The 15,744-nt window shown below is 67.1% G+C and carries 12 protein-coding genes; 8 read left to right on the plus strand and 4 right to left on the minus strand.

Annotated features, from left to right (window positions below; all coding sequences use genetic code 11):
* Nucleotides 1-94: 94 nt before the first annotated feature.
* The 4 genes from polA to rpsA all read left to right on the plus strand — a co-directional run bounded on the left by polA (nucleotide 95) and on the right by rpsA (nucleotide 6,423).
* The gene (gene polA, locus ACJJV6_RS16850; RefSeq protein ID WP_035752548.1) at nucleotides 95-2,737 is read left to right on the plus strand and encodes a DNA polymerase I; all 2,643 of its coding nucleotides are present in this window, start codon (nucleotides 95-97) and stop codon (nucleotides 2,735-2,737) included.
* Nucleotides 2,738-2,768: 31 nt separating this feature from the next.
* On the plus strand, nucleotides 2,769-3,380 hold the full coding sequence (locus tag ACJJV6_RS16855) for a GyrI-like domain-containing protein (RefSeq protein ID WP_009357634.1): 612 nt from the start codon (nucleotides 2,769-2,771) through the stop codon (nucleotides 3,378-3,380).
* Nucleotides 3,381-3,440: 60 nt separating this feature from the next.
* On the plus strand, nucleotides 3,441-4,739 hold the full coding sequence (locus ACJJV6_RS16860) for a GNAT family N-acetyltransferase (protein WP_354176937.1): 1,299 nt from the start codon (nucleotides 3,441-3,443) through the stop codon (nucleotides 4,737-4,739).
* Nucleotides 4,740-4,947: 208 nt separating this feature from the next.
* A complete protein-coding gene (gene rpsA, locus ACJJV6_RS16865; RefSeq protein ID WP_009357636.1) occupies nucleotides 4,948-6,423 on the plus strand; it encodes a 30S ribosomal protein S1 in 1,476 nt (491 codons plus the stop codon).
* A 67-nt stretch (nucleotides 6,424-6,490) separates the two neighbouring features.
* Here rpsA and ACJJV6_RS16870 read toward each other — a convergent pair whose 3' ends face one another.
* Both ACJJV6_RS16870 and ACJJV6_RS16875 read right to left on the minus strand, forming a co-directional pair.
* Entirely contained in the window at nucleotides 6,491-7,024 is a 534-nt protein-coding gene (locus ACJJV6_RS16870) for a GNAT family N-acetyltransferase (protein ID WP_009357637.1), read from the minus strand.
* Nucleotides 7,008-7,715 carry a YigZ family protein gene (locus tag ACJJV6_RS16875; protein WP_354176972.1) on the minus strand — a complete coding sequence of 236 codons (708 nt, stop codon included), beginning with the start codon at nucleotides 7,713-7,715 and terminating at the stop codon, nucleotides 7,008-7,010. The genes ACJJV6_RS16870 and ACJJV6_RS16875 overlap by 17 nt, the downstream gene beginning before the upstream one ends.
* An 80-nt stretch (nucleotides 7,716-7,795) precedes the next feature.
* Here ACJJV6_RS16875 and coaE point away from each other — a divergent pair, with 80 nt between their 5' ends.
* From coaE to ACJJV6_RS16895, 4 genes are all read left to right on the plus strand, one after another.
* Complete coding sequence (coaE, locus tag ACJJV6_RS16880; RefSeq protein ID WP_035752550.1) at nucleotides 7,796-9,025, plus strand: dephospho-CoA kinase; 1,230 nt, start codon at nucleotides 7,796-7,798, stop codon at nucleotides 9,023-9,025.
* A gap of 78 nt (nucleotides 9,026-9,103) precedes the next feature.
* Nucleotides 9,104-11,203 (plus strand): excinuclease ABC subunit UvrB, encoded by a 2,100-nt coding sequence (uvrB, locus tag ACJJV6_RS16885; RefSeq protein WP_009357639.1) that lies wholly within the window; start codon nucleotides 9,104-9,106, stop codon nucleotides 11,201-11,203.
* 219 nt (nucleotides 11,204-11,422) lie between these two features.
* On the plus strand, nucleotides 11,423-12,451 hold the full coding sequence (locus ACJJV6_RS16890; RefSeq protein ID WP_035752533.1) for a TerC family protein: 1,029 nt from the start codon (nucleotides 11,423-11,425) through the stop codon (nucleotides 12,449-12,451).
* Nucleotides 12,452-12,558: 107 nt separating this feature from the next.
* On the plus strand, nucleotides 12,559-13,923 hold the full coding sequence (locus ACJJV6_RS16895; RefSeq protein WP_009357642.1) for an MFS transporter: 1,365 nt from the start codon (nucleotides 12,559-12,561) through the stop codon (nucleotides 13,921-13,923).
* On the opposite strand, the gene ACJJV6_RS16900 is transcribed toward ACJJV6_RS16895, so the two are convergent.
* Nucleotides 13,909-15,222, minus strand: coding sequence for an alpha/beta fold hydrolase (locus ACJJV6_RS16900; RefSeq protein WP_354176934.1), 1,314 nt, complete (start codon nucleotides 15,220-15,222; stop codon nucleotides 13,909-13,911). The genes ACJJV6_RS16895 and ACJJV6_RS16900 overlap by 15 nt on opposite strands.
* Entirely contained in the window at nucleotides 15,215-15,730 is a 516-nt protein-coding gene (locus ACJJV6_RS16905; RefSeq protein ID WP_035752535.1) for a GNAT family N-acetyltransferase, read from the minus strand. Before ACJJV6_RS16905 ends, ACJJV6_RS16900 begins: the two co-directional genes overlap by 8 nt.
* Nucleotides 15,731-15,744: the final 14 nt, after the last annotated feature.

A 15,744-nucleotide genomic window follows, 5' to 3' on the forward strand; every position in this document is an offset into this window, starting at 1 on the left:
TCCTGCTCCCGCCGGTGAGTCGGTTTCAGCTGCCGCAGCCCCCGTGGTGCCCATGACAGGCCAGCCGCGGCTCCTGGTCCTGGACGGCCACTCCATGGCTTTCCGTGCCTTCTTCGCCCTGCCCGCGGACAAGTTCTCCACCATGAACGGGCAGCACACCAACGCCATCCACGGCTTTACCTCCATGCTGATCAACCTGATCAAGGAGCAGCAGCCCACGCACATCGCCGTGGCCTTCGACGTCTCCGACGAGACCACCCACCGCAAGGCCCAGTACAGCGAATACAAGGGCGGCCGGAACGAGACCCCCCGCGAAATGAGCGGCCAGATCGACCTGATCGCGCAGGTGGTGGAGGCGTGGGGGATCAAGACCATCAAACTGCCCGGCTACGAGGCGGACGACATCCTGGCCACCCTCGCCGCCATGGGGGAGAAGGCAGGCTTCGAGGTGCTGCTGGTCTCCGGCGACCGGGACGCGTTCCAGCTCATCACAGACAACGTGTTCGTCCTCTACCCCAAGAAGGGCGTCAGCGACATCCCCCGGATGGACGCCGCTGCCATCGAGGCCAAATACTTCGTCAGCCCGTCCCGCTATTCCGACCTTGCAGCGCTGGTGGGGGAGACGGCGGACAACCTTCCCGGCGTGCCCGGCGTCGGCCCGAAGACCGCAGCCAAGTGGATCAACCTCTACGGCGGACTGGAAGGTGTCCTGGAACACCTGGACTCCATCGGCGGGAAGGTGGGCGACGCCCTTCGCGAGAACGTCGAAAACGTGAAGCGCAACCGCATGCTCAACCAGCTCCACACGGACCTGGAGCTGCCCGTCACGCTTGACGAACTGTACCAGCCCCGCCCGGACCAGGCAGCCCTGGAAGACCTGTTCGACCAGCTCGAGTTCAAGACCATCCGCAGCCGGCTCTTCGCCCTCTACAGCGAAGAGGACACGCCCGCCGCGGAGCGCGAAAGCATCGACGCCCCGGAGTACACCACCCCCGCAACCGCCGCCGAGCTGGAGACGTTCCTGGCCGCCGGGGCAGGGCAGCGTTCCGCCCTCGCCGTGGACCTGGTCCCGGGACGGATCGGCGAGGACGCCGCCGCCGTGGCGATCGTCCGAGACGGCGCGGCTGCCTACATCGACCTCTCAGGCCAGGACGCCGGAACGGAGAACGTGCTGGCCGGCTGGCTGCGCGACCCCGAAGCGCCCAAGGTGATGCACGGCTTCAAGGCCGCCCTGAAGGCCCTGACAGCCCGCGGGCTGGAGCTGGAAGGCGTGGTGGACGACACCTCGATTTCCGGGTACCTCATCCAGCCGGACCGCCGCTCCTACGAGCTGGACGAACTCGCCCAGCACCACCTGAACGTCGGAATTCCCGCAGCCACTGCCAAAGCGGGCCAGCTGGAACTGTCGTTTGACGGGGACGATACCGCCGCCGCCGACGCACTCGTCCAGGCAGCCGCCGTCGTACTTTCCCTGAGCCGGTACTTCGAAACCGAGCTCAAGGAGCGCAAGGCGGAGGAGCTGCTGTCCACCCTGGAGCTGCCCGTCAGCCGTGTCCTGGCGGACATGGAGCTTGCCGGCATCCGGATCGACATGGACCGCATGGACGAACAGCTCGCCGACCTCGCCCGGGTCATCGACCAGGCCCAGGAGCAGGCGTTCGCGGCCATCGGGCATGAGGTCAACCTCGGTTCGCCCAAACAGCTGCAGACGGTCCTGTTCGATGAACTGCAGCTGCCCAAGACGAAGAAGATCAAGTCCGGGTACACCACCGACGCCGCGTCGCTGAAGAACCTGCTGGAGAAGACCGGGCACGAGTTCCTGGTCCAGCTCATGGCGCACCGGGAGGCGGCCAAGCTCCGGCAGATGCTCGAGTCGCTGAAGAAGTCGGTGGCAGAGGACGGGCGCATCCACACCACCTACGCCCAGAACGTGGCCGCCACCGGCCGCATCTCTTCGAACAACCCCAACCTGCAGAACATCCCCATCCGCAGCGAGGAGGGCCGCCGGGTCCGCGGGATCTTCGTGGTCAGCGATGGCTATGAATGCCTGCTGTCCGCAGACTACTCGCAGATCGAGATGCGGATCATGGCGCACCTGTCCGGCGACGAGGGCCTGATCCAGGCGTACCGCGACGGCGAGGACCTGCACCGGTTCGTGGGTTCGAACATCTTCCATGTGCCCACCAGCGAGGTCACCAGCGCCATGCGCTCGAAGGTCAAGGCCATGTCCTACGGACTCGCGTACGGGCTGACCTCCTTCGGCCTGTCCAAGCAGCTGGAGATCTCCGTGGACGAGGCCCGCACCCTGATGAAGGACTACTTCGACCGGTTCGGCGCGGTCCGCGACTACCTCCGCGGCGTGGTGGACCAGGCACGCGTGGACGGGTACACCGCTACCATCGAAGGCCGCCGCCGCTACCTGCCGGACCTCACCAGCACCGACCGGCAGCTGCGGGAAAACGCCGAACGCATCGCCCTCAACAGCCCCATCCAGGGCTCGGCCGCGGACATCATCAAGCGCGCCATGCTGGGAGTCCACGCCGGGCTGCAGTCCCAGGGACTGAAATCCCGCATGCTGCTGCAGGTCCACGACGAACTGGTCCTCGAAGTCGCCACCGGGGAACGCGAAGCCGTGGAGCAGCTGGTCACGGAACAGATGGCCGCCGCCGCGGACCTCAGCGTGCCCCTGGAAGTCCAGATCGGCGTCGGTCCCAGCTGGTACGACGCCGGGCACTGACCGGCAGCACGAAACGAACGGGGGCGGGGCGATGGACAAATACGACGTCCGGAAGCAGTTCAAGGAGCTGTACGCGCCCCGCACCCGTGACTTCGAGGTGGTCACCGTCCCGCCGTTCCAGTACCTGATGGTGGACGGGCAGGGAAACCCGGGCACCGCCCCCGCCTACGCCGCCGCGCTCGAAGCGCTGTACTCGGTGTCCTACGCCATCAAGTTCGCCAGCAAGAACGCCGGCAGGGACTACGCGGTGGGCCCGCTGGAAGGTCTGTGGACCGCTGACGACCCCCGGGCCTTCACCGCCCGCGACAAGGACAGCTGGAAGTGGACCATGATGGTTCCGCAGCCCGGCTGGATCGGCTCCAACGAACTGCAGGCCGGTGTGGCCAAGGCGGCTGCCAAGGGGATTCCCGGGCTGGATGCGCTGCGGCTGGAGACCCTGGACGAGGGGCTGTCGGTCCAAATCCTGCACCTCGGCAGCTATGACGACGAAGGGCCGGTGCTGCACCGGCTGCACAGTGAATTCATGCCCGCCCACGGGTACGGATTCGCCGGGCCGCACCATGAGATCTACCTCAGCGACCCCCGGAAGGTGGCGCCGGAGAAACTCCGGACCATCCTGCGCCAGCCCGTACGCCTCCTCTGACCCTGGCTGCCCTTAGTTTGCGCTGGTCAGACGCCGGATGGATTGGCTAGGCTCGGACGAATGGGCGATCTGAGCGGCAACTATGAAATCCGGCGCTTCGGCGCGGTCCCGAAAGGTAACGACGGCTACGAGGAAGCCGCCACGTGGTCCCGGGCGGTGTCCTTCGGATTCCACGAATCCACCCGCACGCCCGAGCACGTGGAAAAGGCCCTTGCCACCTACGCGGTGGATGGCCGGGTCCTGACGGGCGCCTACCAGACCGGAAGCGTGGCTCCCGGATCGCTGCCCGCCGAGGTTCCCGTGGCCACGTTCGCGACTCTCCGGAAGACCCTGAACATCGGCTTCGGAAGGACACTGGAGACGCAGCTGGTCACGTCGGTGACGGTGCGCACCTCGCACCGCAGGCGGGGCCTGCTGCGGCGGATGATGAGCGAGGACCTCAGGCTCGCGAAGGAGGACGGCGTGGCGATGGCGGCGCTTACGGCCTCCGAGGGGTCCATCTACGGACGGTTCGGCTACGGGGTGGCAAGCTTCGAGCGTTCCGTGAAGGTTGACACCACCACCCGGTTCACCCTGCAGCACCAGCCCACCGGCTCCGTGGAGGTTGCCGACCCCAAGGCCCTGCTGGAGCTGGCCCCGGTGGTGTTCGACCGTGTGCACCGGCTTACCCCGGGATCCATCGGACGGCAGGAGTGGTACCGGCAGCTGGCATCCGGGTCACTCGGACACGAAGGCAAAGAGGACCCCGCCGTCAAGGTGGCGCTCCATTACGGCCCCGGCGGCGACGTGGACGGCTACGTCTCGTACAAGTTCCTCGGCTGGGACACCAAGCCCTACACGGTGGAAGTGGTGGACCTGCTTGCCGCCACGAATGACGCCTACCTCGAACTCTGGCAGTTCCTGGCGGCCATCGACCTGGTGGAACGCATCACCTGGGGCGAAGCTCCACTTGACGACCCCCTGCCCTGGGCCCTCACCGACCCGCGCTGCATCGACTCCTCGGACAGCAGGGACATGCTCTGGCTCCGGATCCTGGACGCCGCCGCGGCCCTTGAGGCCCGGCACTACCCGGCGGACGGCAGGCTGGTATTGGACCTCCACGACCCGCTCGGGCTCACGGCGGGAACCTGGGCCCTGGCAGTGGAGGGCGGCCGGGCCGCCGTCGAACGCCTTCCGGAAGGCACCCCTGCGGACCTGGCACTGGATGTCTCAGCGCTTTCCTCCATCTACCTCGGCGGTGTCTGCCCGGTGACTTTGGCGGCGGCAGGGAAAATCCGCGAAAGCAGTGCCGGCGCGGCGCTGCAGGCCCGCCAGATGTTCGCGGTGGAGCGGGCCACGCACTGCCTTACCCACTTCTGAGGGGGAGGGGTACCTGCCCGCTTTTGCCCTTGTTGGCGGCTGCGACTAGAATAAACGGGCGTGTACCACGTGCACGTTCTGTAAAATCCACAAAATCAGGATGACCCGGAGGATCCGTCGGATTCACCGCGAATCGCGCCTGCGTTCCATAGCGCGGGCGCGCCGGTTTGCCTGACCGACTAACTATCCACAACGGAGCCCCTACTACATGACCATCACCTCCACCGAGAAGCCCGGTACCCCCGTAGTCGCGATTAACGACATCGGTACCGCTGAGGACTTCCTCGCAGCAGTCGACGCCACCATCAAGTACTTCAACGACGGAGACCTCGTCGAAGGTACCGTCGTCAAGGTCGACCGCGATGAAGTCCTGCTCGACATCGGTTACAAGACCGAAGGTGTCATCCCCTCCCGCGAGCTGTCCATCAAGCACGACGTTGATCCCGGAGAAGTTGTCTCCGTCGGCGATCAGGTCGAAGCCCTGGTGCTCACCAAGGAAGACAAAGAAGGCCGTCTGATCCTCTCCAAGAAGCGTGCTCAGTACGAGCGTGCCTGGGGCGACATCGAGAAGGTCAAGGAAGAAGACGGTGTTGTCACCGGTACCGTCATCGAGGTTGTCAAGGGTGGTCTTATCCTCGACATCGGCCTGCGCGGCTTCCTGCCCGCATCCCTCGTCGAGATGCGCCGCGTGCGCGACCTGGCTCCGTACATCGGCCAGCAGATCGAAGCCAAGATCATCGAGCTGGACAAGAACCGCAACAACGTTGTGCTGTCCCGCCGCGCCTGGCTCGAGCAGACCCAGTCCGAGGTCCGCTCCACCTTCCTCAACAAGCTGGAAAAGGGCCAGGTCCGTCCCGGCGTCGTTTCCTCCATCGTCAACTTCGGTGCCTTCGTGGACCTGGGCGGCGTAGACGGCCTGGTTCACGTTTCCGAGCTGTCCTGGAAGCACATCGACCACCCGTCCGAGGTTGTCGAGGTTGGCCAGGAAGTCACCGTCGAGGTTCTCGAGGTCGACCTGGACCGCGAGCGCGTCTCCCTGTCGCTCAAGGCTACGCAGGAAGACCCGTGGCAGACCTTCGCCCGCACCCACGCCCTGGGCCAGGTTGTTCCGGGTAAGGTCACCAAGCTCGTTCCGTTCGGTGCGTTCGTCCGCGTCGAAGACGGCATCGAAGGCCTGGTCCACATCTCCGAGCTGGCCGTCCGCCACGTGGAGCTGGCCGAGCAGGTTGTCTCCGTTGGCGACGAGCTGTTCGTCAAGGTCATCGACATCGACCTCGAGCGCCGCCGCATCTCGCTGTCCCTCAAGCAGGCCAACGAGGGCGTCGACGCCGACAGCACCGAATTCGATCCCGCTCTGTACGGCATGGCCGCAGAGTACGACGAAGAGGGCAACTACAAGTACCCCGAGGGCTTCGACCCCGAGTCGAACGAATGGCTCGAGGGCTACGAGAACCAGCGCGCCGCCTGGGAGCAGCAGTACGCTGACGCCCAGACCCGCTGGGAAGCACACAAGAAGCAGGTTGCCCAGCACGCTGCCGACGACGCTGCAGCTGCAACGTCCGGTGACAGCGACTCCGGCGCCACCAGCTACTCCTCCGAGCCTGCTGCCGCCGACACCGGCGCCGGCACCCTGGCTTCGGATGAGGCTCTTGCCGCCCTGCGCGAGAAGCTGACCGGCAACTAATTGCCGCCGGCCCGGATTCCCGGGCTGACACAATGGGCCCCTGCGGAAGCAGGGGCCCATTGTGCGTTTAACTGCCGGATGAAAGTTCGACGACGGCGAGGACAGTTCCGTCGTCCTGGGGCTGCAGGTGCCCGCCGGCCGACGCAAGCAGATGCTGCGCCGCTCCGTTGCCTGCCAGGGTGCGTGCGACCACCCGCGCCAGTCCTGCCTTCCGGGCCTCGGCCAGGACCAGGCGGAGCGCGGCACTCCCGATGCCCCGGGACCGGAAGCTCCTGCCCAGCCAGATCCCCGTCTCAGCCACGGCACGTTCTTCAGGGCCTGCCACGCCGTGGCCCGGCTCGAGCCGGCGAAGCCGGATAGAGCCGGCCAGGTCAACGCCGCTGAGGATGCCCCAGGATTTCTCGGCGGCCTTCCCGTCCAGGCCTTCAGCCGCGGCCCGGTGGTAGCTGCGGAACCATGCGGTGCGTTCCGGGGTCCAGCCGGGCCCGCCCAGCGGGGGAGCCACCTCGTCCGGTGACGCGTCCCGCTTTGCGAGGGCCAGGAGCGACTCCATGACGGCGTCGTCCACGTCCACCAGGGACACGTCAGGCAAGGGCCGCATCCACCCACTCCGTTCCCTCCGGGGCCAGCTCAACGCTGCCGGCGGTCAGCACCTGCAGCCGTTCCGCTGCAGCGGCGATCGCGTCGGCGTTATCGGCAACAGCCAGGCGCAGGACCGTGTCCCGGGCGCCGTAGCTGGTCCCGGCCATTACGAAACCGGCGGCCCGGAGGTCGTTTTCCAGCCTGCCTGCTGCGGCGTGGGATACCGCCGCGGAACAAATGCGCAGCCGGCTGCGCCGCACCAGGGGCACCAGCGACAGCGCTGAGGAGACCGATTCCGAGTAGGCGCGGACCAGGCCTCCCGCTCCCAGCAGCACGCCGCCGAAATAGCGCACGACAACGGCGCTGACGTCGCTGAGATCCGCCACCCCGGGCGCGGTTTCCCTCTTGGCCAGGGCTTCCAGCATCGGTATTCCGGCCGTCCCGGAAGGCTCGCCGTCGTCATTTGACCGCTGGATGTCCCGGTCCGGTCCGATGATGAACGCGGAGCAATGGTGCCGGGCGTCGTGGAACTCCCGGCGGAGGCCTGACACCAGGTCCCGGGCATCCTCTTCGTTGCCGGCCCGCCGGAGGACGGTGATGAACCGCGAACGCTTGATCTCCAGCTCGTGGCGGAAGTCCGGACCCGCGGCCAGGGTGGTGTAGGACGCCGCCCTGCTCTCTTGCTCATGCACCCGGCCCAGTCTAGCCATGGTGGGTGGGCCCACGCCGCCCGGAATCCATGGCCGAGCGCAGCGAGGGTAGGGCTGCGGTGGGGGATAGGGTGGGAACCGTGCTGAAGATCGGGTTGACCGGCGGAATCGCCTCAGGGAAATCAATGGTGGCCGCGCGGCTGGAGGAGCTGGGCGCCGTCCTGGTGGACGCGGACGCGCTGGCCCGTGAAGTCGTGGAGCCCGGTACCGAGGGGCTGGCCAGGATCGTGGCCGAGTTCGGCGCGGAGATGCTCGACGACGGCGGACGGCTGGACCGTGCCCGTCTCGGCGCGCTGGTCTTCGGGCAGCCGGAACGGCTTGCGGCCCTCAACGGGATTGTCCACCCGCTTGTCCGGTCCCGCGCCGCGGCCATCGTGGCCGCCGCCGCGGACGACGCCGTGGTGGTGCAGGACATCCCCTTGCTGGTGGAGACCGGCCAGGGGGGCGACTTCCATCTGGTCGTGGTGGTGGACGCCCCGGAGGACGTGCGCGTGCAGCGGATGCTCGAGCACCGGGGGATGACCGCGGAGGCCGCCCGCTCCCGCATCCAGGCCCAGGCGTCCCGGGATGACAGGCTGGCCGCCGCGGACGTGGTCCTGGACAATTCGGGCAGCGTCGCGGAACTGCTGGAGCAGGTGGACCGGCTCTGGAAAGGACGCCTGCAGCCCTTTGCGCTGAACATCGCACAAGGGGTCCGCGCCGCCCGGCAAGGCGGACCCGTCCTGCTCCCGTCCCGCCCGGAATGGCCGCAGGAGGCACGGCGCATCGTGGCCCGGATCCATGCCGCCCTTGCCCGCCAGGAGGAGGTGGACGTCAACGGCCTCAGCCTGGAGCACATCGGTTCGACGTCAGTGCCGGGCCTCGACGCCAAGGACGTCATCGACCTCCAGCTCGCCGTCCCTGACCTTGCCGCAGCAGACACCCTGGCCCCGATCCTGTCCGCCGCCGGGTTCCCCTTCGTTCCGGGCAGTTCCGCAGATGCCCCCAAGCCGGGCCATCCGCGGCCGGAGGACTGGTACAAGCGGTTCCATGCCAGCGCCGACCCCGGCCGCGACGTCAACCTGCATGTGCGGCCTGCGGGGTCGCCCGGATGGCGGTTCGCCCTGTGCTTCCGGGACTGGCTGCGCGCCGATCCGGACGCCGCCGCCGGTTACCTGGCACTCAAGCGGCGGCTGGCCGAAGAGCATGCAGGCGACCCAACCACCGAAGGCTACGCGGAGGCCAAGGAGGAGTGGTTCCGGAATGCCGAAGAACCCATGGAACGGTGGGCCGAAAGCGCAGGGTGGCAGCCGCCGTCGTACGCGTCCTGAAACCTGCGCCACCCGCTGCCCTGTTCGCCCGTAACGGACTCGGCCCGTTCTGTCGGTGCCCGGTTGTAGATTAGATCCATGAGCCTTGCGCAGGATATTAACCGTGTTGTAGCGCCGTTTGAGGTCATCAGCGAGTTCAAGCCTGCGGGTGACCAGCCGGCCGCCATCGCGGAGCTGACGGAGCGCATCAACAACGGCGAGAAGGACGTGGTGCTGCTCGGCGCCACCGGCACCGGCAAGAGCGCCACCACCGCTTGGCTCATCGAGCAGGTCCAGCGCCCCACCCTGGTGATGGTCCAGAACAAGACCCTCGCCGCGCAGCTGGCCAACGAGTTCCGGGAGCTGCTGCCCAACAATGCGGTGGAGTACTTCGTCTCCTACTACGACTACTACCAGCCTGAGGCGTACGTTCCCCAGACGGACACCTTCATCGAGAAGGACTCGTCCATCAATGAGGAAGTGGAGCGCCTCCGGCACTCCGCCACCAATGCGCTGCTGACCCGCCGGGACGTTGTGGTGGTGGCCACGGTCTCCTGCATCTACGGCCTGGGCACGCCGGAAGAGTACATCGCCGGCATGGTCACGCTCCGCAAGGGACAGGAGATGAACCGGGATGTGCTGCTGCGCAAGTTCGTCTCCATGCAGTATGCGCGCAATGACATGGACTTCCACCGCGGCACGTTCCGGGTGCGCGGCGACACGGTCGAAATCATCCCGATGTACGAGGAACTCGCGCTCCGGATCGAGTTCTTCGGGGACGAAGTGGAGAACATCTACACCCTGCACCCCGTCACCGGCGAAGTCATCCGCGAGGAAACGGAAATGTACGTCTTTCCGGCGTCGCACTATGTGGCCGGCCCGGAACGCATGAGCCGCGCCATCAAGTCCATCGAGGACGAGCTGGCCGAACGGCTGGCCGTCCTGGAGGGGCAGAACAAGCTGGTGGAAGCGCAGCGCCTGCGGATGCGCACAGCCTACGACCTCGAAATGATGCAGCAGATGGGCTTCTGCAACGGCATCGAGAACTACTCCCGCCACATCGACGGCCGCGCCGGAGGATCCGCCCCGCACTGCCTCCTGGACTACTTCCCGGACGACTTCCTGCTGGTGGTGGACGAATCCCACGTGACCATCCCGCAGATCGGTGCTATGTACGAAGGCGACATGTCCCGCAAGCGGACCCTGGTGGACCACGGATTCCGGTTGCCTTCCGCCATGGACAACCGGCCGCTGAAATGGGACGAGTTCCTGGAGCGGATCGGCCAGACCGTCTACCTGTCCGCCACGCCCGGTAAATACGAGCTCGGCAAGGCGGACGGCTTCGTCCAGCAGATCATCCGGCCCACCGGCTTGGTGGATCCGGAGGTCATCGTCAAGCCCACCAAGGGCCAGATCGACGACCTCCTGGGCGAGATCAGGACACGCGTGGAGAAGGACGAGCGCGTCCTGGTCACCACGCTGACCAAGCGCATGGCGGAAGACCTCACGGATTACCTCCTGAGCCACGGTGTGAAGGTGGAGTACCTGCACTCCGACGTCGATACGCTCCGGCGCGTCGAGCTGCTGCGCGAGCTCCGGCTGGGCAGCTTCGATGTCCTGGTGGGCATCAACCTGCTCCGGGAAGGCCTGGACCTTCCGGAGGTGTCCCTGGTGAGCATCCTGGACGCGGACAAGGAAGGCTTCCTGCGGTCCTCCACGTCCCTGATCCAGACCATCGGCCGCGCAGCGCGTAACGTGTCCGGCCAGGTCCACATGTACGCGGACCGGATTACCGATTCCATGGCCAGCGCCATCGATGAAACCAACCGGCGCCGCGCCATCCAGGTGGCCTACAACACCGAGCACGGCGTGGACCCCCAGCCGCTGCGGAAGAAGATCGCGGACATCACCGACCAACTGGCCCGGGAAGACGCCGACACCCAGGAACTCCTGAACAATAACAGGCTGGCCAAGGGTGCCAAGCGCAGCAAGTCCGGAGCCAAGGCATCAGCGCAGGTCCGCGCCGACGGACTGGCTGCTGCGCCTGCTGAGGACCTGGTGGGGCTCATCGAGCAGCTCACCGAGCAGATGCACGGGGCCGCTGCGGAACTGCAGTTCGAGGTGGCCGCCCGGATCCGCGACGAGGTCAGCGAACTGAAGAAGGAACTGCGCCAGATGCAGGCGGCGGGGCACGCCTGACCCGTCGCCCGGGCGACACCCAACGTAAGCCGGGAGCGGCAACGCTCCCGGCTCATGTACAGTTAAGGTCACGTAGGGGAGTATCCCGAGCGCTACGATCGTCAACACGCAGGGCATGGTTGCCCCGCCGGGCGTAGCGGGCCGCCGCATCAGCACCAAGTGCACTGGCAGGCCGGAGAGACTTACACTGCATCTCTGTACCCTGCGAAAGGCTACCCTGTGCTCGAATTGCCCGTGTGGTTCGAGGTCGGCTCCTTTGTCGTCCTCGGCCTGATCCTCCTCATCGACCTCCTGCTGGTGGTCCGCCGTCCCCACGAGCCCTCCATGAAGGAAGCCGGATTGTGGGTGGCCTTCTACGTCACCCTCGCCCTGGTCTTCGCCGGGGCCATGTTCGCCTTCACCGGCCCTGAATACGGCGGCCAGTTCGTTGCCGGCTGGGTGACGGAGTACAGCCTCAGCATCGACAACCTGTTCGTGTTCATCATCATCATGGCCAGGTTCTCGGTGCCCCGGAAGTACCAGCAGGAAGTGCTGATGGTGGGCATCATCATCGCGCTCATCCTGCGTGGCATCTTCATCCTGCTCGGCGCCATCGTCATCGAGCAGTTCAGCTGGGTGTTCTACATCTTCGGCGCGTTCCTGCTGTGGACCGCATGGAAGCAGGCCCAGGACGAGGGCGAAGACGAGGAAGACCGGGAAAACCCGCTCATTGCCAAGATCCGCAAGGTCATCCCGATGTCGGAGAAGTTCGACGGCGGCAAGCTCCGCACCACGGTGAACGGCAAGAAGGTCTTCACCCCCATGCTGATCGTGTTCATCACCATCGGCCTCACGGACCTGCTGTTCGCGGTGGACTCCATCCCGGCCATCTTCGGCCTGACGCAGAGCCCGTTCATCGTGTTCACCGCCAACCTGTTCGCCCTCATGGGCCTTCGCCAGCTGTACTTCCTGCTGGGCGGCCTGATGAACCGCCTGATCTACCTGAAGCACGCGCTGTCCTTCATCCTGGCGTTCATCGGCGTCAAGCTCGTGCTGCACGCCATGCACGTCAACGAGCTGCCGTTCATCAACGGCGGCCAGCACATCGAATGGGCTCCCGAGATCCCCACGTTCGTGTCCCTGGCCGTCATTGTCGGCACCATCATCATCGCGGTGATCGCCAGCCTGGTCAGCTCCAAGGCCAAGGTGGCGCACCTGGATCCGCGCCTGGAAGAAGACGCCCGCAAGAGCCACAGCGACGTCGACTAACGTCTCCCAGCCCAATATCAGCAGCAGTCCCGGCCACGCGAGCGGCCGGGACTGCTGCTCTTTAATTACCCCTTTGGGAGGCCGCCGCCGGGGACTATGCTCTGTCCATGGCCCCCACGGTGATGACCGACGACGATGTGCGGCGGGTGCAGCGGCGCACCGTCGCCCTGCTGGCCGCCGCCCAGGTCTTTGGCGGAATCGGCACGGGGGCAACAGTGTCCATTGGTTCGATCCTCGCCGTTGAACTGTCCGGCTCCAGCGCGTGGGCGGGCGCCGTGGCGACGGTCATGACCCTCGGGGCGGCACTGGCCGCCCTGCCGCTCGCCTCGCTGGCGGACCGCAGGGGCCGGCGGATGGGCCAGCTGGCCGGCCTCTCCGCCGCCCTGGCTGGCACGGTGCTGATGGTCCTGGCCGTGGTCACCGGGATCTTTGTCCTGCTCGTGCTGGGCGCCGCGGGCATTGGAGTGGGGACCGCCGCGAACCTGCAGGCCAGGTTCGCCGCCGTGGACCTCGCAGATGCCGAACATCGGGGCAGGGCCCTGTCCACCGTCGTCTGGGCAGTGACCGTAGGGGCCGTTGCCGGGCCTAACCTCATCCAGCCCGGCACCGTTGTGGGCCAGGCCGTGGGCCTGCCGCCCATCGCCGGGCCGTTCGTGATTTCCGGGGCCGGCCTCCTGATCGCCTGCGCACTGGTGCTTGCCGGGCTCCGGCCGGACCCGCTCCTGCTTGCCCGTGACCTCGCCTCCGCCGCTGCGGCGGCACCGGGACCCGGGACGACCCGGCAGCCGGGGCAGCAGCCTGCGCACCCTGGCACCTCGAGGCCGCCGGGATCGCTCAAGCGCGGACTGCAGGCAATCCGCGGCTCCCGCATGGCCCTCCTGGCTGTCGCCGCCGTCGTCGGGGCCCACGCCGTCATGGTGGGCGTTATGTCCATGACTCCGCTGCACCTGCAGCACCTCGTGGAAGGACCCGCGGCATCCCACGCCGGCCATACGGCGTCCGGCGATGTGCTGGTCATCATCGGCTTCACTATTTCCCTGCACATCGCCGGCATGTTCGCACTGTCTCCGGTCATGGGCTGGCTGACGGACAAGGCGGGCCGGACCGAGACCGTGATGATCGGCTGCATGCTGCTGATCACCGCTGTCCTTGTGGCGGGATTTGGACAGGGATCCACGGCCGCCGTCGCCGTCGGCCTGGTGCTGCTGGGCATGGGCTGGTCCGCCGCGACCGTCTCCGGGTCCACCCTGCTGGCCGAGAGCGTCGGACAGGAATCCCGTGTGGTGGTGCAGGGCGTCTCGGACATGCTGATGGGCGCGGCGGGGGCAGTAGGGGGCGCGGTCTCCGGCCTGGTGCTCGGCTGGACCGGCTACCTGGGGCTGAACATGCTGGGCGGAGTGGTGGGCGCCCTCGTCCTGGCCGCAGCCTTCGTGACCCGCTTGGCGGGGCGCCGGGCGTCAGCGGCGGCCTGACCTCGCCATTCCCAGCAGGCGGCTGAAAATCCCTTCACCGTCATCGGCAATGCCGTCGTGGTGGAAATCGCCGGTTTCCCAGACCTCGAGCCCGCGGACCGCGGCGGCCGTTTCCAGGGACAGCTTCCGGTCCACGTAGATGTCCTCGGAATAGACGGCCGCCGCCACCGGCACCCGGTTGGCGGCAAGCTGCCGGACATCGTAGAGCGGGCGCCAGTCCTGTTTCGCGGCGAGCAGCCCGGCCACCTCGCGGAGGGGCTGGAGGGCAGGATCCTGCTCGAAGTACCAGGGGTAGACCATCTCGCCGGTGAGCAGCAGCGGGTCCGCGTGGGGGCGGAATTCCGGGTACTCCGCCAGGACGCGCCATGCCGACCAGTCGGTTGCCTGGCCCTGCGCGTAGATGGATTCATGCATCAGGGCATAGAGCGGGTTGGACCGGCGCGAGACGATGCCCTGCATCTGGTCAAGGAACGGGTCGGAGAGCCTCGGCCCCGCGGCGGTTTCGGTGAAGGCGTCCTCCAGCAGGTAGTGCAGGCTGTCCACCCTGGTGTTGCCGCCCAGGAACGCGCCCAGCATCTGGAGACGCTCCACGGTGAGGGGGCCGCCGTCGGGCAGGAACTCCGGCGTGGTCCGCAGGTGGCCTGCGATCCGCTCCAGCATGGTGCGGTCTTCCGGGTACCAGCTGAAGTACTCGGCGTTGCGCGCCGCCACCCGCTGGAAGGTGGCCCGGTAGACGTCGTCGGCGGGGCCGGTCAGGGGCGCCAGTCCGCCGGTGATGAGGACCTCCTTCAGTCCGCCGGGGGCAAAGGACAGGTAGGTCAGCGCACAGAAACCGCCGTAACTCTGGCCGAACACTGTCCAGGGTCCCGAACCGAGTGCCTTCCTGATCAGTTCAGCGTCGGCAACGATGGCATCCGCCCGGAAGTGCTCCAGGTAGGCAGCCTGCTCCGCCGCCGTGCCGCGCAGCGGCAGGGTGTTGCGGTCCACGGGGGCGGAGAGCCCGGTGCCGCGCTGGTCCAGCATCAGGATCCGGAACTCCTTCGCGGCAGCCTTGCCCCAACCGCCGAGGGAGCCGAACCTGTTGCCGCGGCCGCCCGGGCCGCCCTGCAGGAACAGCAGCCAGGGCAGGTTCTGCGCCGAATCCGCGCTGTGGGATGCCGAGACATACTCCCGGGCGAAGACCGTGATGGCCTCGCCGTCCGGTGCGGAGTGGTCAAGCGGCACGGTGAAGTAGTGCTCCACCGTGCGCATGCCCCGGAATTCGTGCCGGGCACGGACTTCGTGGCCTGCTTCAGCCATGGGCCGCTGCAGGGACGGCGGTGGCGGATGGGGCGCCGCCGAACTTTTCGAGGGCGTCACCGGTGAGCCTGAATGTGGACCACCCGTCCATCGGGCGGGCCCCCAGGCGGCGGTAGAAGTTGATGGACGGCTCGTTCCAGTCCAGGACGCTCCACTCCACCCGGGCGTAGCCGTTCTCCACCGCTATGGCGGCAAGGTGCTGCAGGAGGGCCTTGCCGTGGCCCTCGCCGCGCGCCTCCGGGCTCACGTACAGGTCTTCCAGGTAGATGCCGTGCACGCCTTCCCAGGTGGAGTAGTTGAGGAACCAGAGCGCGAAGCCCCGGACGTCTCCGGCCTCGTTCTCGGCCATGGCGGCAAAGACGCGCGGGTTCTCACCGAAGAGGACCTGCCGCAGCATCTCCGGAGTGTTGCGGACGGCGTCCGGTTCCTTCTCGTAGTGGGCCAGTTCGTGGATCATGCGAAGGATCGCGGGCACGTCGTGTTCGGTTGCGGGGCGGATAACACTCATTGTTCGAGCTTACC

The organism is Arthrobacter nitrophenolicus (assembly GCF_045833485.1).
GTDB classification, from domain to species: domain Bacteria; phylum Actinomycetota; class Actinomycetes; order Actinomycetales; family Micrococcaceae; genus Arthrobacter; species Arthrobacter nitrophenolicus.

Excerpts from the sequence above, each read along its gene's own strand:
- polA (WP_035752548.1), top strand. The coding sequence starts at position 95 with ATGGCTTTCCGTGCCTTCTTCGCCCTGCCCGCGGACAAGTTCTCCACC.
- ACJJV6_RS16870 (WP_009357637.1), bottom strand. The coding sequence starts at position 7,024 with ATGCGGCCCTTGCCTGACGTGTCCCTGGTGGACGTGGACGACGCCGTC.
- uvrB (WP_009357639.1), top strand. The coding sequence starts at position 9,104 with ATGAGCCTTGCGCAGGATATTAACCGTGTTGTAGCGCCGTTTGAGGTC.
- ACJJV6_RS16860 (WP_354176937.1), top strand. The coding sequence starts at position 3,441 with ATGGGCGATCTGAGCGGCAACTATGAAATCCGGCGCTTCGGCGCGGTC.
- ACJJV6_RS16895 (WP_009357642.1), top strand. The coding sequence starts at position 12,559 with ATGGCCCCCACGGTGATGACCGACGACGATGTGCGGCGGGTGCAGCGG.
- ACJJV6_RS16905 (WP_035752535.1), bottom strand. The coding sequence starts at position 15,730 with ATGAGTGTTATCCGCCCCGCAACCGAACACGACGTGCCCGCGATCCTT.
- ACJJV6_RS16855 (WP_009357634.1), top strand. The coding sequence starts at position 2,769 with ATGGACAAATACGACGTCCGGAAGCAGTTCAAGGAGCTGTACGCGCCC.
- ACJJV6_RS16900 (WP_354176934.1), bottom strand. The coding sequence starts at position 15,222 with ATGGCTGAAGCAGGCCACGAAGTCCGTGCCCGGCACGAATTCCGGGGC.
- ACJJV6_RS16875 (WP_354176972.1), bottom strand. The coding sequence starts at position 7,715 with ATGGCTAGACTGGGCCGGGTGCATGAGCAAGAGAGCAGGGCGGCGTCC.
- rpsA (WP_009357636.1), top strand. The coding sequence starts at position 4,948 with ATGACCATCACCTCCACCGAGAAGCCCGGTACCCCCGTAGTCGCGATT.